The sequence below is a fragment of the Streptomyces sp. NPDC054783 genome (genome assembly GCF_053611725.1).
On the sequence record NZ_JBSHAY010000009.1, the window covers coordinates 76,059 to 97,738 of the forward strand.

The following is a 21,680-nucleotide window of genomic DNA, read 5'->3' on the forward strand; positions in this document are numbered from 1 at the left end:
ATGAAGATCAAGAAGGGCGACCTGGTCCAGGTCATCACCGGTAAGGACAAGGGCAAGCAGGGCAAGGTCATTGCCGCTTACCCGCGCGACGAGCGCGTCCTGGTCGAGGGTGTCAACCGGGTCAAGAAGCACACCAAGGCCGGCCCGACCGCCAGCGGCTCCCAGGCCGGCGGCATCGTGACCACCGAGGCCCCGATTCACGTGAGCAACGTTCAGCTCGTCGTGGAGAAGGACGGTCAGAAGGTCGTCACGCGTGTCGGCTACCGCTTCGACGACGAAGGCAACAAGATCCGCGTTGCCAAGCGGACGGGTGAGGACATCTGATGGCTACCACCACCACTCCGCGTCTGAAGCAGAAGTACCGCGAGGAGATCGCGGGCAAGCTGCGTGACGAGTTCAAGTACGAGAACGTCATGCAGGTTCCCGGCCTCGTGAAGATCGTGGTCAACATGGGTGTGGGCGACGCCGCCCGCGACTCCAAGCTGATCGAGGGCGCCATCCGCGACCTCACCACGATCACCGGTCAGAAGCCGGCCGTCACCAAGGCCCGCAAGTCCATCGCGCAGTTCAAGCTGCGTGAGGGCCAGCCGATCGGTGCCCACGTCACGCTCCGTGGCGACCGCATGTGGGAGTTCCTGGACCGCACCCTGTCGCTCGCGCTGCCGCGCATCCGCGACTTCCGCGGCCTGTCCCCCAAGCAGTTCGACGGCCGTGGCAACTACACCTTCGGTCTCACGGAGCAGGTCATGTTCCACGAGATCGACCAGGACAAGATCGACCGTACCCGGGGCATGGACATCACCGTGGTCACCACGGCGACCAACGACGCTGAGGGCCGCGCGCTCCTTCGTCACCTCGGCTTCCCGTTCAAGGAGGCGTGAGCGAGATGGCGAAGAAGGCTCTGATTGCCAAGGCTGCTCGCAAGCCCAAGTTCGGTGTGCGTGGCTACACGCGCTGCCAGCGCTGCGGCCGTCCGCACTCCGTGTACCGCAAGTTCGGCCTCTGCCGCGTGTGCCTTCGTGAGATGGCTCACCGTGGCGAGCTGCCGGGCGTGACCAAGAGCTCCTGGTAATCCCCGCTTTTAGGGATTCCTGAAGCTCTCGGTAAGCAATGGGTGTGTCAGGCGCCCACCCCTTCATGGCTTAGGCTTGGAGGGTTGGGCGCCTGACAGTCGCCCGTACGACTTACTACGCCGTAGGTCCACCGCGCCGCACCCGTCCCGTCTCGGATCGGGGAGAGGGATGGCGCACCAGGAAACCCCGGCGAGAGAGGCCGAAGGCCAATTCATGACCATGACTGATCCGATCGCAGACATGCTGACGCGTCTGCGGAACGCGAACTCGGCGTACCACGACTCCGTGACGATGCCGGCGTCCAAGATCAAGTCTCACATCGCGGAGATCCTCCAGCAGGAGGGCTTCATCACGGGCTGGAAGGTCGAGGACGCCGAGGTCGGCAAGAACCTCGTCCTGGAGCTGAAGTTCGGCCCCAACCGTGAGCGCTCCATCGCGGGCATCAAGCGGATCTCCAAGCCCGGTCTCCGGGTGTACGCGAAGTCCACCAACCTGCCGAAGGTGCTCGGCGGCCTGGGCGTGGCGATCATCTCCACGTCGCACGGGCTCCTCACCGACAAGCAGGCCGGCAAGAAGGGCGTGGGTGGGGAAGTCCTCGCCTACGTCTGGTAGCAGAAGGGAACGGAGGAAACAGCTATGTCGCGTATTGGCAAGCTCCCCATCACGGTTCCCGCCGGCGTGGACGTCACCATCGACGGCCGTACGGTCTCGGTCAAGGGTCCCAAGGGCTCGCTGACCCACACCGTCGCGGCTCCGATCGACATCGCTAAGGGCGAGGACGGCACCCTCCAGGTGACCCGCCCGAACGACGAGCGTCAGAGCAAGGCCCTGCACGGCCTCTCCCGCACGCTGGTGGCGAACATGATCACCGGCGTGACCCAGGGTTACGTGAAGAAGCTCGAGATCAGCGGTGTCGGTTACCGAGTGACCGCCAAGGGTTCGAACCTGGAGTTCGCTCTCGGTTACAGCCACCCGATCCTGGTCGAGGCCCCCGAGGGCATCACCTTCAAGGTGGAGGCCCCCACCCGTTTCTCGGTCGAGGGCATCGACAAGCAGAAGGTCGGCGAGGTTGCGGCCAACATCCGCAAGCTGCGCAAGCCCGACCCGTACAAGGCCAAGGGCGTCAAGTACGAGGGCGAAGTCATCCGCCGCAAGGTCGGAAAGGCGGGTAAGTAAGCCATGGCATACGGGCAGAAGATCCTCAAGGGCGACGCCTACAAGCGCGCCGCGATCAAGCGCCGTCACATCCGGATCCGCAAGCGGATCTCCGGTACGGCGGAGCGCCCCCGTCTGGTCGTGACCCGCTCCAACCGCCACATCGTGGCGCAGGTGATCGACGACCTGAAGGGCCACACGCTGGCGTCGGCGTCCACTCTGGACGCGTCGATCCGTGGCGGCGAGGCCGACAAGTCCGCGCAGGCCAAGCAGGTCGGCGCCCTGGTCGCCGAGCGTGCCAAGGCCGCCGGTGTCGAGGCCGTCGTGTTCGACCGTGGTGGCAACCAGTACGCCGGGCGCATCGCCGCCCTGGCGGACGCCGCCCGCGAGGCCGGGCTCAAGTTCTGAGCCGCTTGTAGCTAGCGGAAAGAGAGAGGTAATCCAATGGCTGGACCCCAGCGCCGCGGAAGCGGTGCCGGTGGCGGCGAGCGGCGGGACCGGAAGGGCCGTGACGGCGGCGCTGCTGCCGCCGAGAAGACCGCGTACGTTGAGCGCGTCGTCGCGATCAACCGCGTCGCCAAGGTTGTGAAGGGTGGTCGTCGCTTCAGCTTCACCGCGCTGGTCGTGGTGGGCGACGGTGACGGCACCGTGGGTGTCGGATACGGCAAGGCCAAGGAGGTGCCGGCCGCCATCGCCAAGGGCGTTGAGGAGGCCAAGAAGCACTTCTTCAAGGTCCCCCGGATCCAGGGCACCATCCCGCACCCGATCCAGGGTGAGAAGGCTGCCGGCGTCGTGCTGCTCAAGCCCGCGTCCCCGGGTACCGGTGTTATCGCCGGTGGTCCGGTGCGTGCCGTGCTCGAGTGCGCCGGTATCCACGACGTGCTGTCGAAGTCGCTCGGCTCCGACAACGCGATCAACATCGTGCACGCGACCGTGGAGGCCCTGAAGGGTCTGCAGCGTCCCGAGGAGATCGCGGCCCGCCGTGGTCTGCCGCTCGAGGACGTCGCTCCCGCGGCTCTCCTTCGTGCGCGTGCCGGGGCGGGTGCGTAATCATGGCACAGCTCAAGATCACGCAGGTCAAGTCCTACATCGGCAGCAAGCAGAACCACCGTGACACCCTGCGGTCGCTTGGTCTCAAGGGGATCAACACCGTGGTCGTCAAGGAGGACCGCCCCGAGTTCCGCGGCATGGTGCACACCGTCCGCCACCTCGTGACGGTCGAGGAGGTCGACTGATCATGGCGGAGCAGAACCCGCTGAAGATCCACAACCTCCGTCCGGCCCCCGGCGCCAAGACCGCCAAGACCCGTGTCGGTCGTGGTGAGGCGTCGAAGGGTAAGACGGCCGGTCGTGGTACCAAGGGCACCAAGGCCCGCTACCAGGTTCCGGAGCGCTTCGAGGGCGGCCAGATGCCGCTGCACATGCGCCTCCCGAAGCTGAAGGGCTTCAAGAACCCGTTCAAGACCGAGTACCAGGTCGTGAACCTCGACAAGCTGGCCGCGCTCTACCCCGAGGGTGGCGAGGTCACCGTCGAGGGTCTGGTGGCCAAGGGTGCCGTTCGCAAGAACAGCCTCGTCAAGGTCCTCGGCCAGGGCGAGATCTCCGTGGCGCTGCAGGTGACGGTCGACGCCGTCTCCGGCTCCGCCAAGGAGAAGATCACCGCCGCCGGCGGTACGGTCACCGAGCTGGTCTGAGCCCCTCAGGTCCCTCGATGACGTGAACGATCCCGACCGGGGATACCCCACAAAAGGGGTATCCCCGGTTGGTCGTTCCTAGGGCGGTGCTCTCGCCGGTAAGGTAGCCAGCACTGCCTACTTTCAATGGATGCCTCCCATGGGGCACCCTGAGCGGCAGTTGACCGTTAGTAATTCGTCTGTATCCGTCGAACCTCAAGACCGTCACCCTTGACGCAGTTGCGCGGGGGTCGCAGGAGGCACCGTGCTCACCGCGTTCGCCCGGGCGTTCAGGACGCCCGACCTGCGCAAGAAGCTGCTGTTCACGCTGGCCATCATCGTGGTGTACCGGATCGGCACCCACATCCCGATCCCGGGCGTCAACTACCGGAACGTCCAGACGTGTGTCCGCGAGGCCTCCGGTAACCAGGGTCTCTTCGGACTGGTCAACATGTTCAGTGGCGGTGCGCTGCTGCAGATCACGATCTTCGCGCTCGGGATCATGCCGTACATCACGGCCAGCATCATCCTGCAGTTGTTGACGGTCGTGATCCCGCGCCTGGAAGCCCTCAAGAAGGAGGGTCAGGCCGGCACTGCCAAGATCACGCAGTACACCCGCTACCTGACCGTGGCGCTGGCCATCCTTCAGGGCACCGGTCTGGTGGCCACTGCCCGCAGCGGTGCTCTGTTCGGCACCTGCTCGGTGGCGAACCAGATCGTCCCCAACCAGGGGATCTTCACCACGATCACGATGGTCGTCTGCATGACGGCCGGTACGTGCGTGGTGATGTGGCTCGGTGAGCTGATCACCGACCGCGGCATCGGCAACGGCATGTCGATCCTGATGTTCATCTCGATCGCCGCCACCTTCCCGTCCGCGCTGTGGGCGATCAAGAAGCAGGGCACCCTGGCCGGCGGCTGGATCGAGTTCGGCACCGTGATCCTGGTCGGCCTGGTCATGGTCGGGCTCGTCGTCTTCGTCGAGCAGGCCCAGCGCCGCATCCCGGTCCAGTACGCGAAGCGCATGATCGGCCGTCGTTCCTACGGCGGTACGTCCACCTACATCCCGCTCAAGGTGAACCAGGCCGGTGTGATTCCGGTCATCTTCGCCTCGTCGCTGCTCTACATTCCGGCGCTGGTCGCGCAGTTCGCGGGGCACAAGTCGGGCTGGGCACAGTGGGTCCAGCAGAACCTGACCAAGGGCGATCACCCGATTTACATCGTTTCGTACTTCTTGCTGATCGTTTTCTTTGCGTTCTTCTACGTGGCGATCTCCTTCAACCCCGAGGAAGTCGCCGACAACATGAAGAAGTATGGTGGCTTCATCCCGGGCATCCGGGCTGGCCGACCGACCGCTGAGTACCTCAGCTACGTGCTCAACCGGATCACCTGGCCGGGTTCGCTGTATCTGGGTCTGATCGCTCTCGTACCGACAATGGCGTTGGTGGGCTTCGGGGCAAGCCAGAACTTCCCGTTCGGTGGTACCAGCATCCTGATCATCGTGGGTGTCGGTCTCGAGACGGTGAAGCAGATCGAGAGCCAGCTCCAGCAGCGCAATTACGAAGGGTTCCTCCGCTGATGCGTATCGTCCTCGTCGGGCCGCCGGGTGCCGGTAAGGGAACGCAAGCCGTCCGCCTCGCCGAGAAGCTGTCGATCCCGCACATCTCCACGGGCGACCTGTTCCGGGCCAACATCAGCCAGCAGACCGAGCTGGGCAAGCTCGCGAAGTCCTACATGGACGCCGGCAACCTCGTCCCCGACGAGGTCACGATCGCCATGGCCAAGGACCGCATGGAGCAGCCGGACGCCGAGAAGGGCTTCCTGCTGGACGGCTTCCCGCGCAACGTGTCGCAGGCCGAGGCGCTGGACCAGCTCCTGGAGACCGAGGGCATCAAGCTGGACGCCGTCCTCGACCTGGAGGTCCCGGAGGCCGAGGTCGTCAAGCGCATCGCCGGCCGCCGTATCTGCCGCAACGAGTCCTCGCACGTCTTCCACGTGACCTACAGCCCGCCGAAGAAGGAGGGCGTGTGCGACGTCTGCGGCGGTGAGCTGTACCAGCGCGACGACGACTCCGAGGACACCGTCCGCAAGCGGCTCGAGGTCTACCACACGCAGACCGAGCCGATCATCGACTACTACAAGGCGCAGGGCCTGGTCGTGACGATCTCCTCCCTGGGCCCCGTGGACGAGATCACGCAGCGGGCGCTGGAGGCACTCAAGCGCGAGAAGGCCGAGCAGTAACAGCCCGGCTCCTTCGGCCGCGGTGCCCTCCCCGGGTGCCGCGGCCGTACTGTTGTACAGATGTCCCAGCCGATGTGAGTGACGGAGAGCGCAGGCCCCCATGGTGCAGATCAAGACGCCCGAGCAGATCGCGAAGATGCGTGCGGCGGGTCTGGTCGTTGCCGCCATCCACGCGGCCACCCGCGAGGCCGCGGTGCCCGGCGCCTCCACCAAGGACCTGGACGAGGTCGCCCGCAAGGTGCTGGCCGAACACGGCGCGAAGTCGAACTTCCTGGGCTACGGCGGTTTCCCCGCGACCATCTGCACGTCCGTGAACGACGTCGTCGTCCACGGCATCCCCTCCGACGAGGTCGTCCTCAAGGACGGCGACGTCATCTCCATCGACTGCGGCGCGATCGTCGACGGCTGGCACGGCGACGCGGCCTACACGGCGTTCGTGGGCTCCGGTCACGCCCCGGAGCTGATCGAGCTCTCCCGGGTGACCGAGGAGTCGATGTGGGCCGGCATCGCGGCCATGAAGCAGGGCAACCGGCTGGTCGACGTCTCCCGCGCGATCGAGACGTACATCCGCCGCCAGCCGAAGCCGGGCGGCGGCAAGTACGGGATCATCGAGGACTACGGCGGCCACGGCATCGGCACCGAGATGCACATGGACCCGCATCTGCTGAACTACGTCGACCGCCGCCGCGGCAAGGGCCCCAAGCTGGTGCCCGGCTTCTGCCTCGCGATCGAGCCGATGGTCTCCCTCGGCACCCCGCGCACCGAGGTCCTCTCCGACGACTGGACGGTCATCACGACCGACGGCACCTGGTCCTCGCACTGGGAGCACTCGGTGGCGCTCACCGAGCAGGGCCCGCTGGTGCTGACGGCTCCCGACGGGGGCAAGGCCAAGCTGGCGGAGTACGGCATCACGGCCGCGCCCGATCCGCTCGCCTAGGACAGCGGCCGCTCGCTTAGGGATCACCCTGATGGGGCAGACTCCCTCGATTCGCGTTTCCGGGTGGGCCGACGTAGACTGACTCGTCGGCTCTCGTGTACCCGCATGTCCGCATGCCCCTCGTGAGTCGATCTAGGTAGTCGATTCGAAGGGCGAAGCGTGGCCAAGAAGCAAGGTGCCATCGAGATCGAGGGCACTGTCGTCGAGTCTCTTCCGAACGCGATGTTCAAGGTCGAGCTCCAGAACGGCCACCAGGTCCTGGCACACATCAGCGGCAAGATGCGTATGCACTACATCCGCATCCTCCCTGACGACCGGGTCGTGGTGGAGCTGTCTCCGTACGACCTGACGCGTGGCCGGATCGTCTACCGGTACAAGTAGATCTTGCCCGCATCCCGCTCCGGCGGGGTGGTGGCACTGACCCGGAGAACCTCAATCCAATGAAGGTCAAGCCGAGCGTCAAGAAGATCTGCGACAAGTGCAGGGTGATCCGCCGTCACGGTCGGGTCATGGTCATCTGCGAGAACCCGCGCCACAAGCAGCGCCAGGGCTGACGCACGACCGTAACCCTCTGCACCTCTATCGCAGAGATTCGCGCGACGCGAGCTGAATATGTTCATACGCAGGACCCAAACCGTCGCAAGCGGTTTGACACCCCCGGTTCGGAGGCCGGGGACCCGGTTCGTACCTGGTACGGCGGCCGGGATCCGGTTCTGCGGAAGACCTCCGAAGATCACCAGGAGCCATTGAATGGCACGCGTTTCCGGTGTTGACATCCCGCGCGAAAAGCGCGTGGAGGTCGCCCTGACCTACGTGTTCGGCATCGGCCGGACCCTCTCGAAGGAGACGCTGGCTGCGACCGGCGTCGACCCGAACACCCGCGTTCGCGACCTCTCCGAGGAGCAGCTCGTCGCGATTCGTGAGTACGTCGACAACAACATCAAGACCGAGGGTGACCTCCGTCGCGAGATCCAGGCCGACATCCGCCGCAAGGTCGAGATCGGCTGCTACCAGGGTCTGCGTCACCGTCGCGGTCTGCCCGTCCGCGGTCAGCGCACCAGCACCAACGCCCGCACCCGCAAGGGCCCGCGTCGCGCCATCGCCGGCAAGAAGAAGCCGGGCAAGAAGTAGTCCGCAGCGGACACCTGTCCACGGTCTTCGCTGTAGGACCGACCACCTCCCGTAGGAGTTAGTAGATGCCCCCCAAGGGACGTCAGGGCGCTGCCAAGAAGGTGCGCCGCAAGGAAAAGAAGAACGTCGCTCACGGCCACGCGCACATCAAGAGCACGTTCAACAACACGATCGTCTCGATCACGGACCCGTCCGGCAACGTGATCTCCTGGGCCTCCGCCGGCCACGTCGGCTTCAAGGGCTCCCGGAAGTCGACGCCGTTCGCCGCGCAGATGGCCGCCGAGTCGGCTGCCCGCCGCGCCCAGGAGCACGGCATGCGCAAGGTCGACGTGTTCGTCAAGGGCCCGGGCTCCGGTCGTGAGACCGCGATCCGCTCCCTGCAGGCCACGGGCCTCGAGGTCGGCTCCATCCAGGACGTCACCCCGACCCCGCACAACGGCTGCCGTCCGCCGAAGCGCCGCCGCGTCTGAGGCCAGGCTGCTTGTCGGGTTCGGGCGGTACGGCTCTGTAAGGGCCGTACCGCCCGTACCCTTGCAGTACCCGCACTTTTCACGGGGTGCGGTTCTCCGTCGGACGTCAAATAGCGGGCGTCCACGAATGAAGGATCTGATCCACACATGCTGATCGCTCAGCGACCCTCGTTGACCGAAGAGGTCGTCGACGAGTTCCGCTCCCGGTTCGTGATCGAGCCGCTGGAGCCGGGCTTCGGCTACACCCTCGGCAACTCGCTCCGCCGTACGCTCCTGTCGTCGATCCCCGGCGCTGCTGTCACCAGCATCCGCATCGACGGTGTCCTGCACGAGTTCACCACCGTGCCGGGCGTCAAGGAGGACGTCACCGACCTGATCCTCAACATCAAGCAGCTGGTCGTCTCCTCGGAGCACGACGAGCCGGTCGTGATGTACCTGCGCAAGCAGGGCCCGGGTCTGGTCACCGCCGCCGACATCGCGCCTCCGGCCGGTGTCGAGGTGCACAACCCCGACCTCGTCCTGGCCACGCTCAACGGCAAGGGCAAGCTGGAGATGGAGCTGACGGTCGAGCGTGGCCGCGGTTACGTCTCCGCCGTGCAGAACAAGCAGGTGGGCCAGGAGATCGGCCGTATCCCGGTCGACTCCATCTACTCGCCGGTTCTGAAGGTCACGTACAAGGTCGAGGCCACGCGTGTCGAGCAGCGCACCGACTTCGACAAGCTGATCGTCGACGTCGAGACCAAGCAGGCGATGCGTCCGCGTGACGCCATGGCGTCGGCCGGCAAGACCCTGGTCGAGCTGTTCGGTCTCGCCCGCGAGCTGAACATCGACGCCGAGGGCATCGACATGGGCCCGTCCCCGACGGACGCCGCCCTGGCCGCCGACCTCGCGCTGCCGATCGAGGAGCTGGAGCTCACGGTCCGCTCCTACAACTGCCTCAAGCGTGAGGGCATCCACTCCGTGGGTGAGCTCGTCGCCCGCTCCGAGGCCGACCTCCTCGACATCCGCAACTTCGGTGCGAAGTCGATCGACGAGGTCAAGGCGAAGCTGGCCGGCATGGGCCTGGCCCTGAAGGACAGCCCGCCCGGATTCGACCCCACGGCCGCTGCCGACGCCTTCGGCGCCGACGACGACGCGGACGCGGGTTTCGTGGAGACCGAGCAGTACTGATCGGTCGTAGCCGGTGAGCATCCGCTCATCGGGTTCCTGACCCCGGTACCTGACACGGCCGGGGCAGACACACAGGAGAAGAACAATGCCGAAGCCCACCAAGGGTGCCCGTCTGGGCGGCAGCGCCGCGCACGAGAAGCTGCTCCTCGCGAACCTGGCGAAGAGCCTCTTCGAGCACGGCCGTATCACCACCACCGAGGCGAAGGCCCGCCGCCTGCGCCCGTACGCCGAGCGTCTGATCACCAAGGCGAAGAAGGGCGACCTTCACAACCGCCGTCAGGTGCTCCAGGTCATCACGGACAAGGGCGTCGTCCACACGCTCTTCACCGAGATCGGCCCGCGGTACGAGAACCGTCCGGGTGGCTACACCCGCATCACCAAGATCGGTAACCGCCGTGGCGACAACGCGCCCATGGCCGTCATCGAGCTGGTCGAGGCGCTGACGGTGCAGCAGAAGGCCGTCGGTGAGGCCGAGGCCGCCACCAAGCGTGCGGTCAAGGAGGCCGACGAGGCCAAGGCTGCGGAGACCACCGAGGCGCCGGCCGAGGAGGCCGCTGCCGAGGAGTCGACGGAGGCCTGAGTCTCTGCCTGACGCCGAGAGCGGGTCCGCCCTTCGGGGCGGGCCCGCTCTCACGTTTTTTCACAAGGCACGGCCCTGAAAGAATTCGCGTGTGACTGAAGAAGTACAGCCCGGTTTCGTACGCCTCCGCCTCGACCTCTCCTACGACGGCACCGACTTCCACGGCTGGGCCAAGCAGGCCGGCGGCAGGCGGACCGTGCAGGGCGAGATCGAGGACGCCCTGCGGACGGTGACGCGGTCGAAGGAGACGTACGACCTGACCGTGGCCGGACGGACCGACGCCGGCGTGCACGCGCGCGGGCAGGTGGCGCACGTCGATCTGCCCGAGGGGGTCTGGCGGGAGCACCACGAGAAGCTGCTCAAGCGACTCGCCGGGCGGCTGCCGAAGGACGTGCGGGTATGGGCGCTCAGGGAGGCTCCCGGCGGCTTCAACGCCCGTTTCTCGGCGGTCTGGCGGCGCTATGCCTACCGGGTGACGGACAACCCCGGAGGAGTGGACCCCCTGCTGCGCAACCACGTCCTGTGGCACGACTGGCCCCTCGACGTGGACGCCATGAACGAGGCCGCGCGGGCGCTGGTCGGCGAGCACGACTTCGCCGCGTACTGCAAGAAGAGGGAAGGGGCCACGACCATTCGGACCCTTCAGGAGCTGAGCCTGGTGCGCGGCTCCGACGGGATCATCGCCGCCACCGTGCGCGCCGACGCCTTCTGCCACAACATGGTGCGCTCGCTGATCGGCGCGCTGCTGTTCGTCGGGGACGGGCACCGCGGGCCGGAGTGGCCCGCAATGGTGCTGGCCGCGGGGGTGCGGGACTCCGCCGTGCATGTCGTACGGCCGCACGGGCTGACCCTGGAGGAGGTCGGCTACCCCGCCGACGAGCTGCTGGCCGCGCGCAGCAGGGAGGCGCGGAACAAGCGCTCGCTTCCGTCGGCGGGGTGCTGCTGAGCTACCGGTTCGCCGCCGCGGAGGCCTGGGCCTGGCCGCGGCGGTAGATCTGGTTGAAGATGAACTGCTGCAGGTCGTTGCCGGCGGAGAAGACCTTGGTGTCCTTGTTGGTGACGTTCTTGCCGTTGAGGAAGCCGCCGGTGGTGAAGTAGGCGTAGCGGCCGACGGAGTTCGTGGTCGTCAGGCAGATCGCTGCGTTGCAGAAGTTCTTGACGCCCTTGCCGGGCAGGGAGCGCACCACGGCCTTCTTGGCGGCCTGCTTCCTGACCTTCGTGGCCTGCGCCTGGTCGTCGAAGACGGCGACGCCGACGGTGACCGCGACGCCGCCGTCGGTGTAGGTCGCGCGGATCAGGCGGGTGCAGCGGTTCGCGGTGAGGATCTTCGGCAGGTTGCCGCCGGCGGCCGAGGCGCAGTTCGTGGTGTCGGCCGTGGCGCCCTTCTTGTACACGGTGTCGCCCATGGTCAGCTGGGTGCCCGGGAAGAGGGTGTCGGCGCTGAGCGGCGCGGTGTCCTTCTTGGCGCTGGATATGAAGTCCTTGGGGTCCAGCGGCGGCGGGGCGCTGGTGGGCGCGAAGGACGGCGTGGCCGAGCCGCTGGGCACGGAGGCGCTCGCGGGCAGGTTGGTGGGCGTGCCGTGGGCGTCGTTGCCGCTGTTCGCGGAGACGACGGCCATGGCGACGGCCGTGCCGACCACGACCGTGGCGACCGCGCCGACGCCGACGAAGAGCAGTTTGCGGCGCTTGTTGCGGCTCTCCGAGGCCTCGGCGAGCGCCGCCCAGTCCGGGGTTCCGTCGTCACCGCCGGTGTTCCAGGACTGCTGCTGGGAATGCGGTTTCCAGGGATCCCACTGAGACTGGGGTCCCCCCTGCCCGTAACTCATGGGGCGCATCTTAGACGGGGGGCGAGGGTCGGCACGCTGATCGCTCGTTTTGACCCTCACCGACGACCCCGGTATTCTGCTTGTTCGTTGTGTATTGGCTTGCTCATTCTCACGGGACGGGCCCTTACACCGGTCCACCGGGCCGATGACCAGCGACCCCACGTACGCGGTATGCGTCGCCGCCGTGCGGTCTAGGCTGTCGTGATCGTTTCGGTGACCTGTTCAGGACCATTCACTCGAAGCGAAGGCTACGAACCGTGCGTACGTACAGCCCCAAGCCCGGCGATGTGACGCGCCAGTGGCACGTCATCGACGCTCAGGACGTTGTCCTGGGCCGTCTCGCCACCACTGCAGCGACCCTCCTCCGGGGCAAGCACAAGCCGATCTACGCGCCGCACGTCGACGCTGGTGACTTCGTCATCATCATCAACGCCGACAAGGTGCACCTCTCCGGCAACAAGCGGACCCAGAAGATGGCGTACCGCCACTCCGGCTACCCGGGTGGTCTGCGCTCCGTCCGTTACGACGAGCTGCTCGCCAAGAACCCCGAGAAGGCCATCGAGAAGGCCGTCAAGGGCATGCTCCCCAAGAACACCCTGGGCCGTCAGATGCTCACGAAGCTGAAGGTCTACTCGGGCGACCAGCACCCGCACGCTGCCCAGCAGCCGGTGCCGTTCGAGATCACCCAGGTCGCGCAGTAAGTCCGGCCACCCCCTAAGACTGAAGAGAATCTGAGGAGAATCGTGGCCGAGACCACTGCCGAGCAGCCGATCGAAGAGATCGACATCGAGAGCTACACCACCGAGTCCGAGGTCCCCGTCGAGGGCGAGTACACCTCGGAGTCCCTGGCCTCCCGCTTCGGCGAGCCCCAGCCGGCCGCCGGCCTGGGCCGCCGCAAGAACGCCATCGCCCGCGTCCGGATCGTTCCGGGCACCGGCAAGTGGAAGATCAACGGTCGCACGCTCGAGGACTACTTCCCGAACAAGGTGCACCAGCAGGAAGTCAACGAGCCCTTCAAGGTGCTCGAGCTCGACGGCCGTTACGACGTCATCGCCCGCATCGCGGGTGGCGGTGTCTCCGGTCAGGCCGGTGCTCTGCGCCTCGGTGTCGCCCGTGCCCTGAACGAGGCCGACGTCGACAACAACCGCGGCCCGCTGAAGAAGGCCGGCTTCCTCAAGCGCGACGACCGTGCGGTCGAGCGCAAGAAGGCCGGTCTGAAGAAGGCCCGCAAGGCTCCGCAGTACAGCAAGCGCTAAGCGTCGCCTGCTCGTACTCCGAACGCCCCGGCGGCACGCCACATGTGCCGTCGGGGCGTTCGTTTATCCCAGTCGAGGGCGTATAACGACACAAGACGCTCAGGTGCTCAAAGGCTTGTGCGATCGGATGGAGGACAAGTGGGACGACTCTTCGGCACGGACGGCGTGCGCGGTGTCGCCAACGCGGACCTGACGGCCGAGATGGCGCTCGGTCTGTCCGTTGCGGCGGCTCACGTGCTGGCCGAGGCGGGCACCTTCGAGGGCCACAAGCCGACGGCGGTGGTCGGTCGGGACCCGCGGGCGTCCGGGGAGTTCCTGGAGGCGGCGGTGGTCGCGGGCCTGGCCAGCGCCGGCGTGGACGTACTGAGCGTCGGTGTGCTGCCGACGCCCGCCGTGGCGTATCTCACCGGCGCGCTCGGCGCCGACCTGGGCGTGATGCTCTCCGCCAGCCACAACGCGATGCCGGACAACGGCATCAAGTTCTTCGCCCGCGGCGGCCACAAACTCGCCGACGAGCTGGAGGACCGGATCGAGGCGGTGTACGAGTCCCACCGGCACGGCGAGCCGTGGCAGCGGCCGACGGGTGCGGGCGTGGGCCGCGTGCGGTCGTACGACGAGGGCTTCGAGCAGTACGTCGGCCACCTGCTGTCCGTCCTCCCGAACCGGCTCGACGGACTGAAGATCGTCCTGGACGAAGCGCACGGCGCGGCCTCGGGGGTCTCGCCGGAGGCGTTCGTGCGGGCCGGCGCCGAGGTCGTCACGATCGGCGCCGCGCCGGACGGCCTGAACATCAACGCCGGCTGCGGCTCGACCCACTTGGGCCTGCTCAAGGCCGCGGTGGTCGAGCACGGCGCCGACTTCGGCATCGCGCACGACGGCGACGCCGACCGGTGCCTGGCCGTGGACCACACCGGCGAGGAGGTCGACGGCGACCAGATCCTCGCCGTGCTGGCGCTGGCCATGCGGGAGCACTCCGCTTTGCGGGCCGACACCGTCGTCGCCACCGTGATGTCCAACCTGGGCTTCAAGCTGGCGATGGAGAAGGCCGGGATCCACCTGGTGCAGACCGCCGTCGGTGACCGGTATGTGCTGGAGGAGATGAAGGAGCACGGGTACGCCCTCGGCGGCGAGCAGTCCGGGCACGTCATCGTCCTCGACCACGCGACCACCGGTGACGGCACGCTGACCGGGCTGCTGCTGGCGGCACGGGTCGCGGAGACCGGGCGCAGCCTGCGCGAACTGGCGTCGGTGATGGAGCGGCTGCCGCAGGTCCTCATCAACGTGCCGGACGTGGACAAGTCCCGGGTCAAGACCTCGGCCGAACTCGCGGCCGCCGTCGCGGAGGCGGAGCGGGAGCTGGGGGAGACGGGGCGGGTGCTGCTGCGGCCGTCCGGCACCGAGCCCTTGGTGCGGGTGATGGTCGAGGCGGCCGACATCGACCAGGCGCGGTCGGTGGCCGGGCGGCTGGCCGACGCGGTGAAGTCGGCGCTGGGGTAGACCCCAAGGTCTAACCCGGCGTGCATGGTCGACAGCACGCTGTTTCTCTTGTCGTCGAGGCCGCACCGCGCGGCACCCCACTCGATGGAAGAGCGACAGACCATGAAGACCGTGCTCCACACCCTGAAGCGAGCGGCCGGACCCGTCCTGGTGGCGGGTCTTGTCGTCACCTCGTCCGCCACCCCGGCCGCCGCCCAGACCCCGGGCTCCACGGCGTACCGCATCTTCGGCGGCTTCGCCGGGCTGCAGGCGAACAGCGGTTTTCAGAACCACGTCACGGCATCCGTGTCCGGAACCGGCCATCTGATCTTCACGGACACGGCGGGCATCGCGGCCGGTCCGGGCTGCACCCGGGTGACCGGCTCCACCATCAGCGCCGACTGCGGCAGCATTGCCACGGTCACCCAGGTCGGGATTCAGCTGGGCGACCAGAACGACACCGCCGCGATCAACGTCCCCCGCAACAGCCTCGTGGACGCCGGCACGGGCATCGACTCCGTGACCACCAACGGCGGCAACGACACGATCAGCGTGCAGGACGGTGCCGGCGGTGACACGGTGTCCTGCGGCGGTGGCACCGACACGGTGTTCGCCGACACCACCGACACCATCGGCGGAGACTGCGAGGTGCGGCACATCGTCTAGAAGCCGCGCGTCCACGGGGCCGCGTGCCCTCCGGCACGCGGCCCGGCATCACAGCTTGCGCAGTCTCAGCCGCTGGACCTTGTGGTCCTGGCCCTTGCGGACCACAAGGGTGGCCCGGCCGCGGGTGGGGGCGATGTTCTCGACCAGGTTGGGTTTGTTGATCGTCCGCCACAGGGTGCGGGCGTAGTCGAGGGCCTCGTCCTCGGAGACCTGGGTGTACTTGCGGAAGTACGAGTCCGGGTCCTGGAAGGCGGTCTGGCGCAGCTTCTGGAAGCGGCTGAGGTACCAGCGCTCGATGTCCTCGGCGCTCGCGTCGACGTACACACTGAAGTCGAAGTAGTCGGCGAGACCGACCCGGGTGCGGCCGTCCTTGCCGGGCAGGGCGGGCTGCAGGACGTTCAGGCCCTCGACGATCAGGATGTCGGGGCGGCGGACCGTGAGCTTCTGGTCCGGGACGATGTCGTAGATGAGGTGGGAGTAGACGGGGGCCGTGACCTCGCCCTTGCCCGCCTTGATGTCGGCGACGAAACGGGTCAGGGCCCGGCGGTCGTAGGACTCGGGGAAACCTTTCCGTGACATCAGGCCGCGCGCCTGGAGCTCCTTGGTGGGCAGCAGGAAGCCGTCCGTCGTCACCAGCTCCACCCGCGGGTGCTCGGGCCAGCGGGAGAGCAGCGCCTGCAGAAGGCGCGCGACGGTGGACTTTCCCACGGCCACCGAGCCGGCGACGCCTATGACGAACGGGGTGCCGGACTGGGAGCCCTGCTCGCCGAGGAAGGTGTTCAGCGCGCCTCTGAGACCGTCCGTGGCGCCGACGTAGAGATTGAGGAGCCGGGAGAGCGGGAGGTAGATGTCCCGCACCTCGTCCAGGTCGATCACATCGCCCAGACCGCGCAGCTTCTCCACCTCCTCGGCGGTGAGCGGCAGCGGCGTCTTGTCGCGCAGCGCGCTCCACTCGGCGCGGGTGAGGTCGACGTAGGGAGTCGCCTCCGGCCTGTGCCGGTGGGCGCTCCGGGGCATCGAGGAGACCGGTGAGATCACAGTCCATTGTTAACGGAGTTTGAACACGACGGCGGGTGGGCTCCGTCACGCTCTCCGGCCGCCGGGACGTCGTGCGCGCTCTGCCCCGGCGCCGCCGCGCCGTGCCGGTCTCCTCGAAGTCGTGCTTGCTCACCGGAGTCTTCGACCACCGAACGGCCCTCGTACGACGGTGGGAATTTCCGATTTCGGGCAGGCGGAGGCCAGTTCCGTCCGTTCACGGGTCGTAGGCTGCGACTCATGTGCGGAATCGTTGGATACGTAGGGTCACAGTCGGCGCTCGACGTCGTGATGGCCGGGCTGAAGCGGCTGGAGTACCGGGGTTACGACTCGGCGGGCGTCGCCGTGCTGGCCGACGGCGGGCTGGCCGCGGCGAAGAGGGCCGGGAAACTGGTCAACCTGGAGAAGGAGCTGGCCGAACGGCCGCTGCCGGCGGGCCCGACGGCCATCGGCCACACCCGCTGGGCCACGCACGGCGGCCCCACGGACGCCAACGCCCACCCGCATCTCGACAACGCGGGCCGGGTCGGCGTCGTCCACAACGGCATCATCGAGAACTTCGCGGTGCTGCGGGCCGAACTCGCCGAGCGCGGCCACGAACTGACCTCCGAGACGGACACCGAGGTCGTCGCCCACCTGCTGGCCGAGGAGTTCTCCACGTGTGCGGACCTCGCGGAGGCCATGCGGCTGGTCTGCCGGCGGCTGGAGGGCGCGTTCACGCTGGTCGCGGTACACGCCGACGAGCCGGACGTGGTCGTCGGCGCGCGTCGGAACTCGCCGCTGGTGGTGGGCGTTGGAGCGGGTGAGGCGTTCCTGGCCTCGGACGTCGCCGCGTTCATCGCCCACACGCGGTCGGCGATCGAGCTGGGCCAGGACCAGGTGGTGGAGCTGCGCCGCGACGGAGTGACGGTGACGGGCTTCGACGGCCGCCCGGCCGAGGTCCGCAGTTACCACGTGGACTGGGACGCCTCCGCCGCGGAAAAGGGGGGTTATGACTATTTCATGCTCAAGGAGATCGCCGAGCAGCCCAAGGCGGTCGCCGACACGCTGCTGGGCCGCATCGACCCGTCGGGTTCGCTGACACTGGACGAGGTCCGCATCTCGCCCTCCGAGCTGCGCGAGATCGACAAGGTCGTCATCGTCGCGTGCGGTACGGCCTTCCACGCCGGCCTGATCGCCAAGTACGCCATCGAGCACTGGACGCGCATCCCGTGCGAGGTGGAGCTGGCCAGCGAGTTCCGCTACCGGGACCCGATCCTGGACGGCCGCTCCCTGGTCATCGCCATCTCCCAGTCCGGCGAGACCATGGACACCCTGATGGCCCTGCGGCACGCCCGCGAGCAGGGCTCCAAGGTGCTGGCGATCTGCAACACCAACGGCTCGACGATCCCGCGCGAGTCGGACGCGGTGCTGTACACGCACGCCGGGCCCGAGGTCGCCGTGGCCTCCACCAAGGCGTTCCTGACCCAGCTGGTGGCCTGCTACCTGGTGGCGCTGTACCTGGGCCAGGTGCGCGGCACCAAGTGGGGCGACGAGATCCAGGCCGTGATCAAGGACCTGTCCCGCATCTCGGTCGAGGTCGAGCAGGTCCTGGAGACGATGGAGCCGGTGCGCGAGCTGGCCCGGAGCCTGGCGGCGAAGAACACGGTGCTGTTCCTGGGCCGGCACGTGGGCTACCCGGTCGCCCTCGAAGGCGCCCTGAAGCTCAAGGAGCTGGCCTACATGCACGCCGAGGGCTTCGCGGCGGGCGAGCTGAAGCACGGTCCGATCGCGCTGATCGAGGAGGACGTGCCGGTCGTGGTCGTCGTCCCGTCCCCGCGCGGCCGCTCCGTCCTGCACGACAAGATCGTCTCCAACATTCAGGAGATCCGGGCCCGCGGGGCGCGCACGATCGTGATCGCGGAGGAGGGCGACGAGGCGGTGGTCCCGTACGCCGACCACCTGATCCGTGTCCCGGCCACCCCGACCCTGCTGCAGCCGCTGGTGGCGACGGTGCCGCTCCAGGTCTTCGCCTGCGAGTTGGCCACCGCCCGGGGGAACGAGGTGGATCAGCCGCGCAACCTGGCCAAGTCGGTCACGGTCGAGTAGGGGCGGCTGCCCGACTGCCCGACTGCCCGACTGCCCGGCTGCCGGGTGCCCCTTCCGGGCGCGGGCTCAGTGCACCGAGAAGCCGCCGTCCACGAAGATCGACTGGCCGGTTACATAGGCGGAGGCGCGGCTCGCGAGGAAGACGGCCGCGCCTTCGAAGTCCTCGGCCAGGCCGTTGCGGCCGGTCATCGTGCGGGCGGCCAGGGCGGCCACCTTCTCGGCGTCGGACGACAGCCGCCGGTTGAGCGGCGTCATCACGAACCCCGGCACCAGGGTGTTGACGGTGACGCCGTACGGCGACCAGGCCTCGGCCTGCGAGCGGGCCAGTGACTCCAGCGCGCCCTTCGAGACGCCGTACGCCCCGCTCTGCACGAAGGCGCGGTGGGCCTGCTGGGAGGTGATGTGGATGATCCGGCCGAAGCCGCGCTCCGCCATGCCGGGCCCGAACCGCTGCCCCAGCAGGAAGGGCGCCTGAAGGTTCACGGCCATGGTGGTGTCCCACACGTCCTCGCCCAGTTCGCCCATCGGCGGCCGCAGGTTGATCCCGGCGGAGTTGACGAGGATGTCCGGCTCACCGAAGACACCGGCCGCCTCCTCGGCCGCCGCCCGCACACCGTCGCGCGTGCCCAGGTCGGCCGCGACCCAGCCGGCCCGGCAGCCGTCGGCTGTCAACTCGCCGACGGCCTCCTGCAGTTGCTCCTTGGTGCGGGCCACGAGCACCACACCGGCGCCGGCCCGCGCCAGCGCCCCGGCGATGGCCCGGCCGATGCCGGAGCTGCCTCCGGTCACGACGGCGACACGGCCGTCCAGCGAGAAGAGTTCGGAGAGATAGGCCTGGGACGTCATGAACGGAGCCTAGACGGCACGGGCCCTGACCGGCAGTCGGGTTTCGGCAGGTGGGCGGGTACCGCCGGGTCCGGGTCCGCGACCGTAGGCTGCCCGGCATGAGCATCATCGGAGTGGGGATCGACGTCGCCGAGATCGACCGGTTTCGCGCGTCCCTGGAGCGGACGCCCGGGCTGGCCGACCGGCTGTTCGTGGCGCGGGAACTGCTGCTGCCCAGCGGGGAGCGGCGCGGGGTCGCCTCGCTCGCGGCCCGGTTCGCCGCCAAGGAGGCGCTGGCGAAGGCGCTGGGGGCACCGCCCGGGCTGCACTGGACCGATGCCGAGGTGTACGTCGAGGACAGCGGGCAGCCCCAGCTGCGGGTGACGGGCACCGTGGCCGCGCGGGCCGCGGAGCTGGGCGTGCGGTCCTGGCATGTGTCGCTCAGTCATGACGCGGGCGTTGCCTCGGCCGTGGTCGTGGCCGAGGGGTGAGCCCCGGGTGTGGGCGGTGGTGGTTCCGGGGCAGACTCGGTGCCATGCGTAGTGCGTACAGCGTGGAGACGGTGAGGGCGGCCGAACGGGCACTGATGGCGCGGCTGCCGGAGGGTGCGCTGATGCAGCGGGCCGCCGCGGGGCTGGCCGCCGCCTGCGCCGAGTTGCTCGGGCGGGTGTACGGCAGCCGGGTGGTGCTGCTCGTCGGCAGCGGCGACAACGGCGGGGACGCGCTGTACGCCGGGGCGCGGCTGGCCCGGCGGGGCGCCGGGGTCACGGCCGTCCTCCTGACGCCCGAGCGGGCGCACGCGGGCGGGCTCGCCGCGCTGCGGCGGGCGGGAGGCGCGGTCGCCGCGGTCGAGTCCGCCGACGGGCTGATCGAGCGGGCCGACCTCGTCGTGGACGGGATCGTCGGGATCGGCGGCAAGGGCGGGCTGCGGCCCGAGGCCGAGGCCCTGGCCCGGGTCGCCGAGCGGTCCCGGGCCGCCGTGGTGGCCGTGGACCTGCCCAGCGGGGTCGAGGCGGACACCGGGGAGGTGCGGGGGGCCGCGATCCGGGCCGACCTGACGGTGACCTTCGGAACCTACAAGCCGGGCCTTCTGATCGATCCGGCGCGGGAGTACGCCGGGGTCGTGCGGCTCGTCGACATCGGTCTCGACCTGCCCGCCGGGCCCGAACTCCATGCCCTGCAACACGCCGACGTGGCACGGCTGTTGCCGGTGCCCGCCGCGGAGAGCGACAAGTACCGGCGCGGGGTCGTCGGGATCGCCGCCGGGTCCGCGCGCTATCCCGGCGCCGCCGTGCTCGCCGTCTCCGGGGCGCTGCGGGGCGGGGCGGGGGCCGTGCGGTACGTCGGGCCCGCGGGGAAGGCGGTCATCGCCCGCTTCCCGGAGACGCTGGTGTCGGACCTGGGGCCGGCGAAGGCGGGGCGGGTGCAGGCCTGGGTGGTCGGGCCGGGCGCCGGGGAGGACGCGGCGACCGTCGCCGAGGTGCTCGGGGCGGACGTGCCGGTGCTGCTGGACGCGGACGGGCTGCGGCTGGCCGAACGGGACGCGGTGCGCGGGCGTACGGCACCGACACTGATGACGCCCCATGCCGGGGAGGCGGCCGCGCTGCTCGGGGTACGGCGGGAGGAGGTCGAGGGGGCCCGCCTGGCCGGGGTACGGGAGCTGGCGGCGGTGTACCGGGCGACGGTGCTGTTGAAGGGCTCCACGACCCTGGTCGCCGACGCAGGGGGCGGGGCCGCGCGGGTGAACGCCACGGGGACCTCCTGGCTGGCCACGGCGGGCAGCGGTGACGTGCTGTCGGGTCTCGCCGGGTCGCTGCTGGCGGCGGGCCTGTCCGCGCTGGACGCGGGGAGTGCGGCGGCGTACCTGCACGGCCTGGCGGGGAGGTTCGCGGCGAACGGGGCGCCGGTGGGGGCGCATGACGTGGCCGAACGGATTCCGGCGGCCTGGAGGGACGTGCACGCGCGGTAGCCGACGGGGGCGCGACCAGCCGCCCCACGCACCCGCACTCTGACGACGACCGACGTACGCAGGTCCATCCCCCGGGTGATCCTCCCGCGCGGCGCCGCTGATCCGGCAAA

At 68.7% G+C, this 21,680-nt stretch carries 29 protein-coding genes; 26 read left to right on the forward strand and 3 right to left on the reverse strand.

Features of this window, described 5'->3' with window-relative positions:
- From rplX to truA, 19 genes are all read left to right on the forward strand, one after another.
- Positions 1-324, forward strand: coding sequence for a 50S ribosomal protein L24 (gene rplX / locus ACWGJ5_RS18040; protein ID WP_133043289.1), 324 nt, complete (start codon positions 1-3; stop codon positions 322-324).
- Complete coding sequence (rplE, locus tag ACWGJ5_RS18045; RefSeq protein ID WP_061920719.1) at positions 324-881, forward strand: 50S ribosomal protein L5; 558 nt, start codon at positions 324-326, stop codon at positions 879-881. Before rplX ends, rplE begins: the two co-directional genes overlap by 1 nt.
- Before the next feature lie 5 nt (positions 882-886).
- Positions 887-1,072, forward strand: a complete 186-nt coding sequence (locus ACWGJ5_RS18050) for a type Z 30S ribosomal protein S14 (protein ID WP_003948630.1) — start codon at positions 887-889, stop codon at positions 1,070-1,072.
- 214 nt (positions 1,073-1,286) lie between these two features.
- Complete coding sequence (gene rpsH / locus ACWGJ5_RS18055) at positions 1,287-1,685, forward strand: 30S ribosomal protein S8 (protein ID WP_007384075.1); 399 nt, start codon at positions 1,287-1,289, stop codon at positions 1,683-1,685.
- 24 nt (positions 1,686-1,709) lie between these two features.
- On the forward strand, positions 1,710-2,249 hold the full coding sequence (rplF, locus tag ACWGJ5_RS18060) for a 50S ribosomal protein L6 (RefSeq protein ID WP_453310663.1): 540 nt from the start codon (positions 1,710-1,712) through the stop codon (positions 2,247-2,249).
- A 3-nt stretch (positions 2,250-2,252) separates the two neighbouring features.
- Complete coding sequence (gene rplR, locus ACWGJ5_RS18065; protein WP_014674380.1) at positions 2,253-2,636, forward strand: 50S ribosomal protein L18; 384 nt, start codon at positions 2,253-2,255, stop codon at positions 2,634-2,636.
- Between the two features lie 36 nt (positions 2,637-2,672).
- On the forward strand, positions 2,673-3,278 hold the full coding sequence (gene rpsE, locus ACWGJ5_RS18070; RefSeq protein ID WP_019753099.1) for a 30S ribosomal protein S5: 606 nt from the start codon (positions 2,673-2,675) through the stop codon (positions 3,276-3,278).
- 2 nt (positions 3,279-3,280) lie between these two features.
- On the forward strand, positions 3,281-3,463 hold the full coding sequence (gene rpmD, locus ACWGJ5_RS18075) for a 50S ribosomal protein L30 (RefSeq protein WP_003998814.1): 183 nt from the start codon (positions 3,281-3,283) through the stop codon (positions 3,461-3,463).
- A gap of 2 nt (positions 3,464-3,465) precedes the next feature.
- Positions 3,466-3,921 carry a 50S ribosomal protein L15 gene (gene rplO, locus ACWGJ5_RS18080; RefSeq protein ID WP_014674382.1) on the forward strand — a complete coding sequence of 152 codons (456 nt, stop codon included), beginning with the start codon at positions 3,466-3,468 and terminating at the stop codon, positions 3,919-3,921.
- A gap of 244 nt (positions 3,922-4,165) precedes the next feature.
- On the forward strand, positions 4,166-5,479 hold the full coding sequence (secY, locus tag ACWGJ5_RS18085; protein ID WP_385311883.1) for a preprotein translocase subunit SecY: 1,314 nt from the start codon (positions 4,166-4,168) through the stop codon (positions 5,477-5,479).
- Positions 5,479-6,141, forward strand: a complete 663-nt coding sequence (locus tag ACWGJ5_RS18090) for an adenylate kinase (RefSeq protein WP_453310664.1) — start codon at positions 5,479-5,481, stop codon at positions 6,139-6,141. The genes secY and ACWGJ5_RS18090 overlap by 1 nt, the downstream gene beginning before the upstream one ends.
- 100 nt (positions 6,142-6,241) lie before the next feature.
- Positions 6,242-7,078 carry a type I methionyl aminopeptidase gene (map, locus tag ACWGJ5_RS18095; RefSeq protein WP_453310665.1) on the forward strand — a complete coding sequence of 279 codons (837 nt, stop codon included), beginning with the start codon at positions 6,242-6,244 and terminating at the stop codon, positions 7,076-7,078.
- Positions 7,079-7,237: 159 nt separating this feature from the next.
- On the forward strand, positions 7,238-7,459 hold the full coding sequence (gene infA / locus ACWGJ5_RS18100; RefSeq protein WP_003948620.1) for a translation initiation factor IF-1: 222 nt from the start codon (positions 7,238-7,240) through the stop codon (positions 7,457-7,459).
- A gap of 59 nt (positions 7,460-7,518) precedes the next feature.
- On the forward strand, positions 7,519-7,632 hold the full coding sequence (gene rpmJ, locus ACWGJ5_RS18105) for a 50S ribosomal protein L36 (RefSeq protein ID WP_003998809.1): 114 nt from the start codon (positions 7,519-7,521) through the stop codon (positions 7,630-7,632).
- Between the two features lie 196 nt (positions 7,633-7,828).
- Positions 7,829-8,209 (forward strand): 30S ribosomal protein S13, encoded by a 381-nt coding sequence (rpsM, locus tag ACWGJ5_RS18110; RefSeq protein ID WP_009300593.1) that lies wholly within the window; start codon positions 7,829-7,831, stop codon positions 8,207-8,209.
- A gap of 65 nt (positions 8,210-8,274) precedes the next feature.
- Positions 8,275-8,679, forward strand: a complete 405-nt coding sequence (rpsK, locus tag ACWGJ5_RS18115) for a 30S ribosomal protein S11 (protein WP_003956432.1) — start codon at positions 8,275-8,277, stop codon at positions 8,677-8,679.
- Positions 8,680-8,826: 147 nt separating this feature from the next.
- Positions 8,827-9,849 (forward strand): DNA-directed RNA polymerase subunit alpha, encoded by a 1,023-nt coding sequence (locus ACWGJ5_RS18120; protein ID WP_003966937.1) that lies wholly within the window; start codon positions 8,827-8,829, stop codon positions 9,847-9,849.
- Between the two features lie 85 nt (positions 9,850-9,934).
- Positions 9,935-10,429, forward strand: a complete 495-nt coding sequence (gene rplQ / locus ACWGJ5_RS18125; protein ID WP_228621214.1) for a 50S ribosomal protein L17 — start codon at positions 9,935-9,937, stop codon at positions 10,427-10,429.
- Between the two features lie 91 nt (positions 10,430-10,520).
- Complete coding sequence (gene truA / locus ACWGJ5_RS18130) at positions 10,521-11,375, forward strand: tRNA pseudouridine(38-40) synthase TruA (protein ID WP_453310666.1); 855 nt, start codon at positions 10,521-10,523, stop codon at positions 11,373-11,375.
- Between the two features lies 1 nt (position 11,376).
- Here truA and ACWGJ5_RS18135 read toward each other — a convergent pair whose 3' ends face one another.
- A complete protein-coding gene (locus ACWGJ5_RS18135) occupies positions 11,377-12,255 on the reverse strand; it encodes a hypothetical protein (protein ID WP_453310667.1) in 879 nt (292 codons plus the stop codon).
- 257 nt (positions 12,256-12,512) lie between these two features.
- Here ACWGJ5_RS18135 and rplM point away from each other — a divergent pair, with 257 nt between their 5' ends.
- The 4 genes from rplM to ACWGJ5_RS18155 all read left to right on the forward strand — a co-directional run bounded on the left by rplM (position 12,513) and on the right by ACWGJ5_RS18155 (position 15,653).
- Positions 12,513-12,956: a 50S ribosomal protein L13 gene (gene rplM, locus ACWGJ5_RS18140; RefSeq protein WP_189978663.1), complete on the forward strand. Its 444-nt coding sequence runs from the start codon at positions 12,513-12,515 to the stop codon at positions 12,954-12,956.
- 42 nt (positions 12,957-12,998) lie between these two features.
- The gene (gene rpsI, locus ACWGJ5_RS18145; RefSeq protein WP_228621210.1) at positions 12,999-13,511 is read left to right on the forward strand and encodes a 30S ribosomal protein S9; all 513 of its coding nucleotides are present in this window, start codon (positions 12,999-13,001) and stop codon (positions 13,509-13,511) included.
- 138 nt (positions 13,512-13,649) lie between these two features.
- A complete protein-coding gene (gene glmM, locus ACWGJ5_RS18150; protein ID WP_453310668.1) occupies positions 13,650-15,008 on the forward strand; it encodes a phosphoglucosamine mutase in 1,359 nt (452 codons plus the stop codon).
- A 102-nt stretch (positions 15,009-15,110) separates the two neighbouring features.
- Entirely contained in the window at positions 15,111-15,653 is a 543-nt protein-coding gene (locus ACWGJ5_RS18155; RefSeq protein WP_453310669.1) for a hypothetical protein, read from the forward strand.
- Positions 15,654-15,701: 48 nt separating this feature from the next.
- Here the strand turns inward: ACWGJ5_RS18155 and coaA are convergent, their stop codons facing one another.
- Positions 15,702-16,670: a type I pantothenate kinase gene (gene coaA / locus ACWGJ5_RS18160; RefSeq protein WP_453310823.1), complete on the reverse strand. Its 969-nt coding sequence runs from the start codon at positions 16,668-16,670 to the stop codon at positions 15,702-15,704.
- 258 nt (positions 16,671-16,928) lie between these two features.
- Between coaA and glmS the strand changes: the two genes are divergently transcribed.
- Positions 16,929-18,776: a glutamine--fructose-6-phosphate transaminase (isomerizing) gene (glmS, locus tag ACWGJ5_RS18165; RefSeq protein ID WP_453310670.1), complete on the forward strand. Its 1,848-nt coding sequence runs from the start codon at positions 16,929-16,931 to the stop codon at positions 18,774-18,776.
- Between the two features lie 66 nt (positions 18,777-18,842).
- Here glmS and ACWGJ5_RS18170 read toward each other — a convergent pair whose 3' ends face one another.
- Positions 18,843-19,622, reverse strand: coding sequence for an SDR family NAD(P)-dependent oxidoreductase (locus tag ACWGJ5_RS18170; RefSeq protein WP_453310671.1), 780 nt, complete (start codon positions 19,620-19,622; stop codon positions 18,843-18,845).
- Positions 19,623-19,720: 98 nt separating this feature from the next.
- Here ACWGJ5_RS18170 and ACWGJ5_RS18175 point away from each other — a divergent pair, with 98 nt between their 5' ends.
- Entirely contained in the window at positions 19,721-20,092 is a 372-nt protein-coding gene (locus ACWGJ5_RS18175) for a holo-ACP synthase (protein WP_228621205.1), read from the forward strand.
- 44 nt (positions 20,093-20,136) lie between these two features.
- Complete coding sequence (locus tag ACWGJ5_RS18180) at positions 20,137-21,570, forward strand: NAD(P)H-hydrate dehydratase (RefSeq protein WP_453310672.1); 1,434 nt, start codon at positions 20,137-20,139, stop codon at positions 21,568-21,570.
- The last annotated feature ends 110 nt before the right edge of the window (positions 21,571-21,680 follow it).

Excerpts from the sequence above, each read along its gene's own strand:
- rpsK (WP_003956432.1), top strand. The coding sequence starts at position 8,275 with ATGCCCCCCAAGGGACGTCAGGGCGCTGCCAAGAAGGTGCGCCGCAAG.
- ACWGJ5_RS18155 (WP_453310669.1), top strand. The coding sequence starts at position 15,111 with ATGAAGACCGTGCTCCACACCCTGAAGCGAGCGGCCGGACCCGTCCTG.
- rplF (WP_453310663.1), top strand. The coding sequence starts at position 1,710 with ATGTCGCGTATTGGCAAGCTCCCCATCACGGTTCCCGCCGGCGTGGAC.
- rpmJ (WP_003998809.1), top strand. The coding sequence starts at position 7,519 with ATGAAGGTCAAGCCGAGCGTCAAGAAGATCTGCGACAAGTGCAGGGTG.
- ACWGJ5_RS18050 (WP_003948630.1), top strand. The coding sequence starts at position 887 with ATGGCGAAGAAGGCTCTGATTGCCAAGGCTGCTCGCAAGCCCAAGTTC.
- rplX (WP_133043289.1), top strand. The coding sequence starts at position 1 with ATGAAGATCAAGAAGGGCGACCTGGTCCAGGTCATCACCGGTAAGGAC.
- ACWGJ5_RS18180 (WP_453310672.1), top strand. The coding sequence starts at position 20,137 with ATGCGTAGTGCGTACAGCGTGGAGACGGTGAGGGCGGCCGAACGGGCA.
- map (WP_453310665.1), top strand. The coding sequence starts at position 6,242 with ATGGTGCAGATCAAGACGCCCGAGCAGATCGCGAAGATGCGTGCGGCG.
- ACWGJ5_RS18170 (WP_453310671.1), bottom strand. The coding sequence starts at position 19,622 with ATGACGTCCCAGGCCTATCTCTCCGAACTCTTCTCGCTGGACGGCCGT.
- ACWGJ5_RS18090 (WP_453310664.1), top strand. The coding sequence starts at position 5,479 with ATGCGTATCGTCCTCGTCGGGCCGCCGGGTGCCGGTAAGGGAACGCAA.
- rpsE (WP_019753099.1), top strand. The coding sequence starts at position 2,673 with ATGGCTGGACCCCAGCGCCGCGGAAGCGGTGCCGGTGGCGGCGAGCGG.
- rpsM (WP_009300593.1), top strand. The coding sequence starts at position 7,829 with ATGGCACGCGTTTCCGGTGTTGACATCCCGCGCGAAAAGCGCGTGGAG.
- rplE (WP_061920719.1), top strand. The coding sequence starts at position 324 with ATGGCTACCACCACCACTCCGCGTCTGAAGCAGAAGTACCGCGAGGAG.
- rplO (WP_014674382.1), top strand. The coding sequence starts at position 3,466 with ATGGCGGAGCAGAACCCGCTGAAGATCCACAACCTCCGTCCGGCCCCC.
- rpmD (WP_003998814.1), top strand. The coding sequence starts at position 3,281 with ATGGCACAGCTCAAGATCACGCAGGTCAAGTCCTACATCGGCAGCAAG.
- ACWGJ5_RS18135 (WP_453310667.1), bottom strand. The coding sequence starts at position 12,255 with ATGAGTTACGGGCAGGGGGGACCCCAGTCTCAGTGGGATCCCTGGAAA.
- rpsH (WP_007384075.1), top strand. The coding sequence starts at position 1,287 with ATGACCATGACTGATCCGATCGCAGACATGCTGACGCGTCTGCGGAAC.
- ACWGJ5_RS18120 (WP_003966937.1), top strand. The coding sequence starts at position 8,827 with ATGCTGATCGCTCAGCGACCCTCGTTGACCGAAGAGGTCGTCGACGAG.
- rplR (WP_014674380.1), top strand. The coding sequence starts at position 2,253 with ATGGCATACGGGCAGAAGATCCTCAAGGGCGACGCCTACAAGCGCGCC.
- rplQ (WP_228621214.1), top strand. The coding sequence starts at position 9,935 with ATGCCGAAGCCCACCAAGGGTGCCCGTCTGGGCGGCAGCGCCGCGCAC.
- coaA (WP_453310823.1), bottom strand. The coding sequence starts at position 16,670 with ATGCCCCGGAGCGCCCACCGGCACAGGCCGGAGGCGACTCCCTACGTC.
- ACWGJ5_RS18175 (WP_228621205.1), top strand. The coding sequence starts at position 19,721 with ATGAGCATCATCGGAGTGGGGATCGACGTCGCCGAGATCGACCGGTTT.
- glmS (WP_453310670.1), top strand. The coding sequence starts at position 16,929 with ATGTGCGGAATCGTTGGATACGTAGGGTCACAGTCGGCGCTCGACGTC.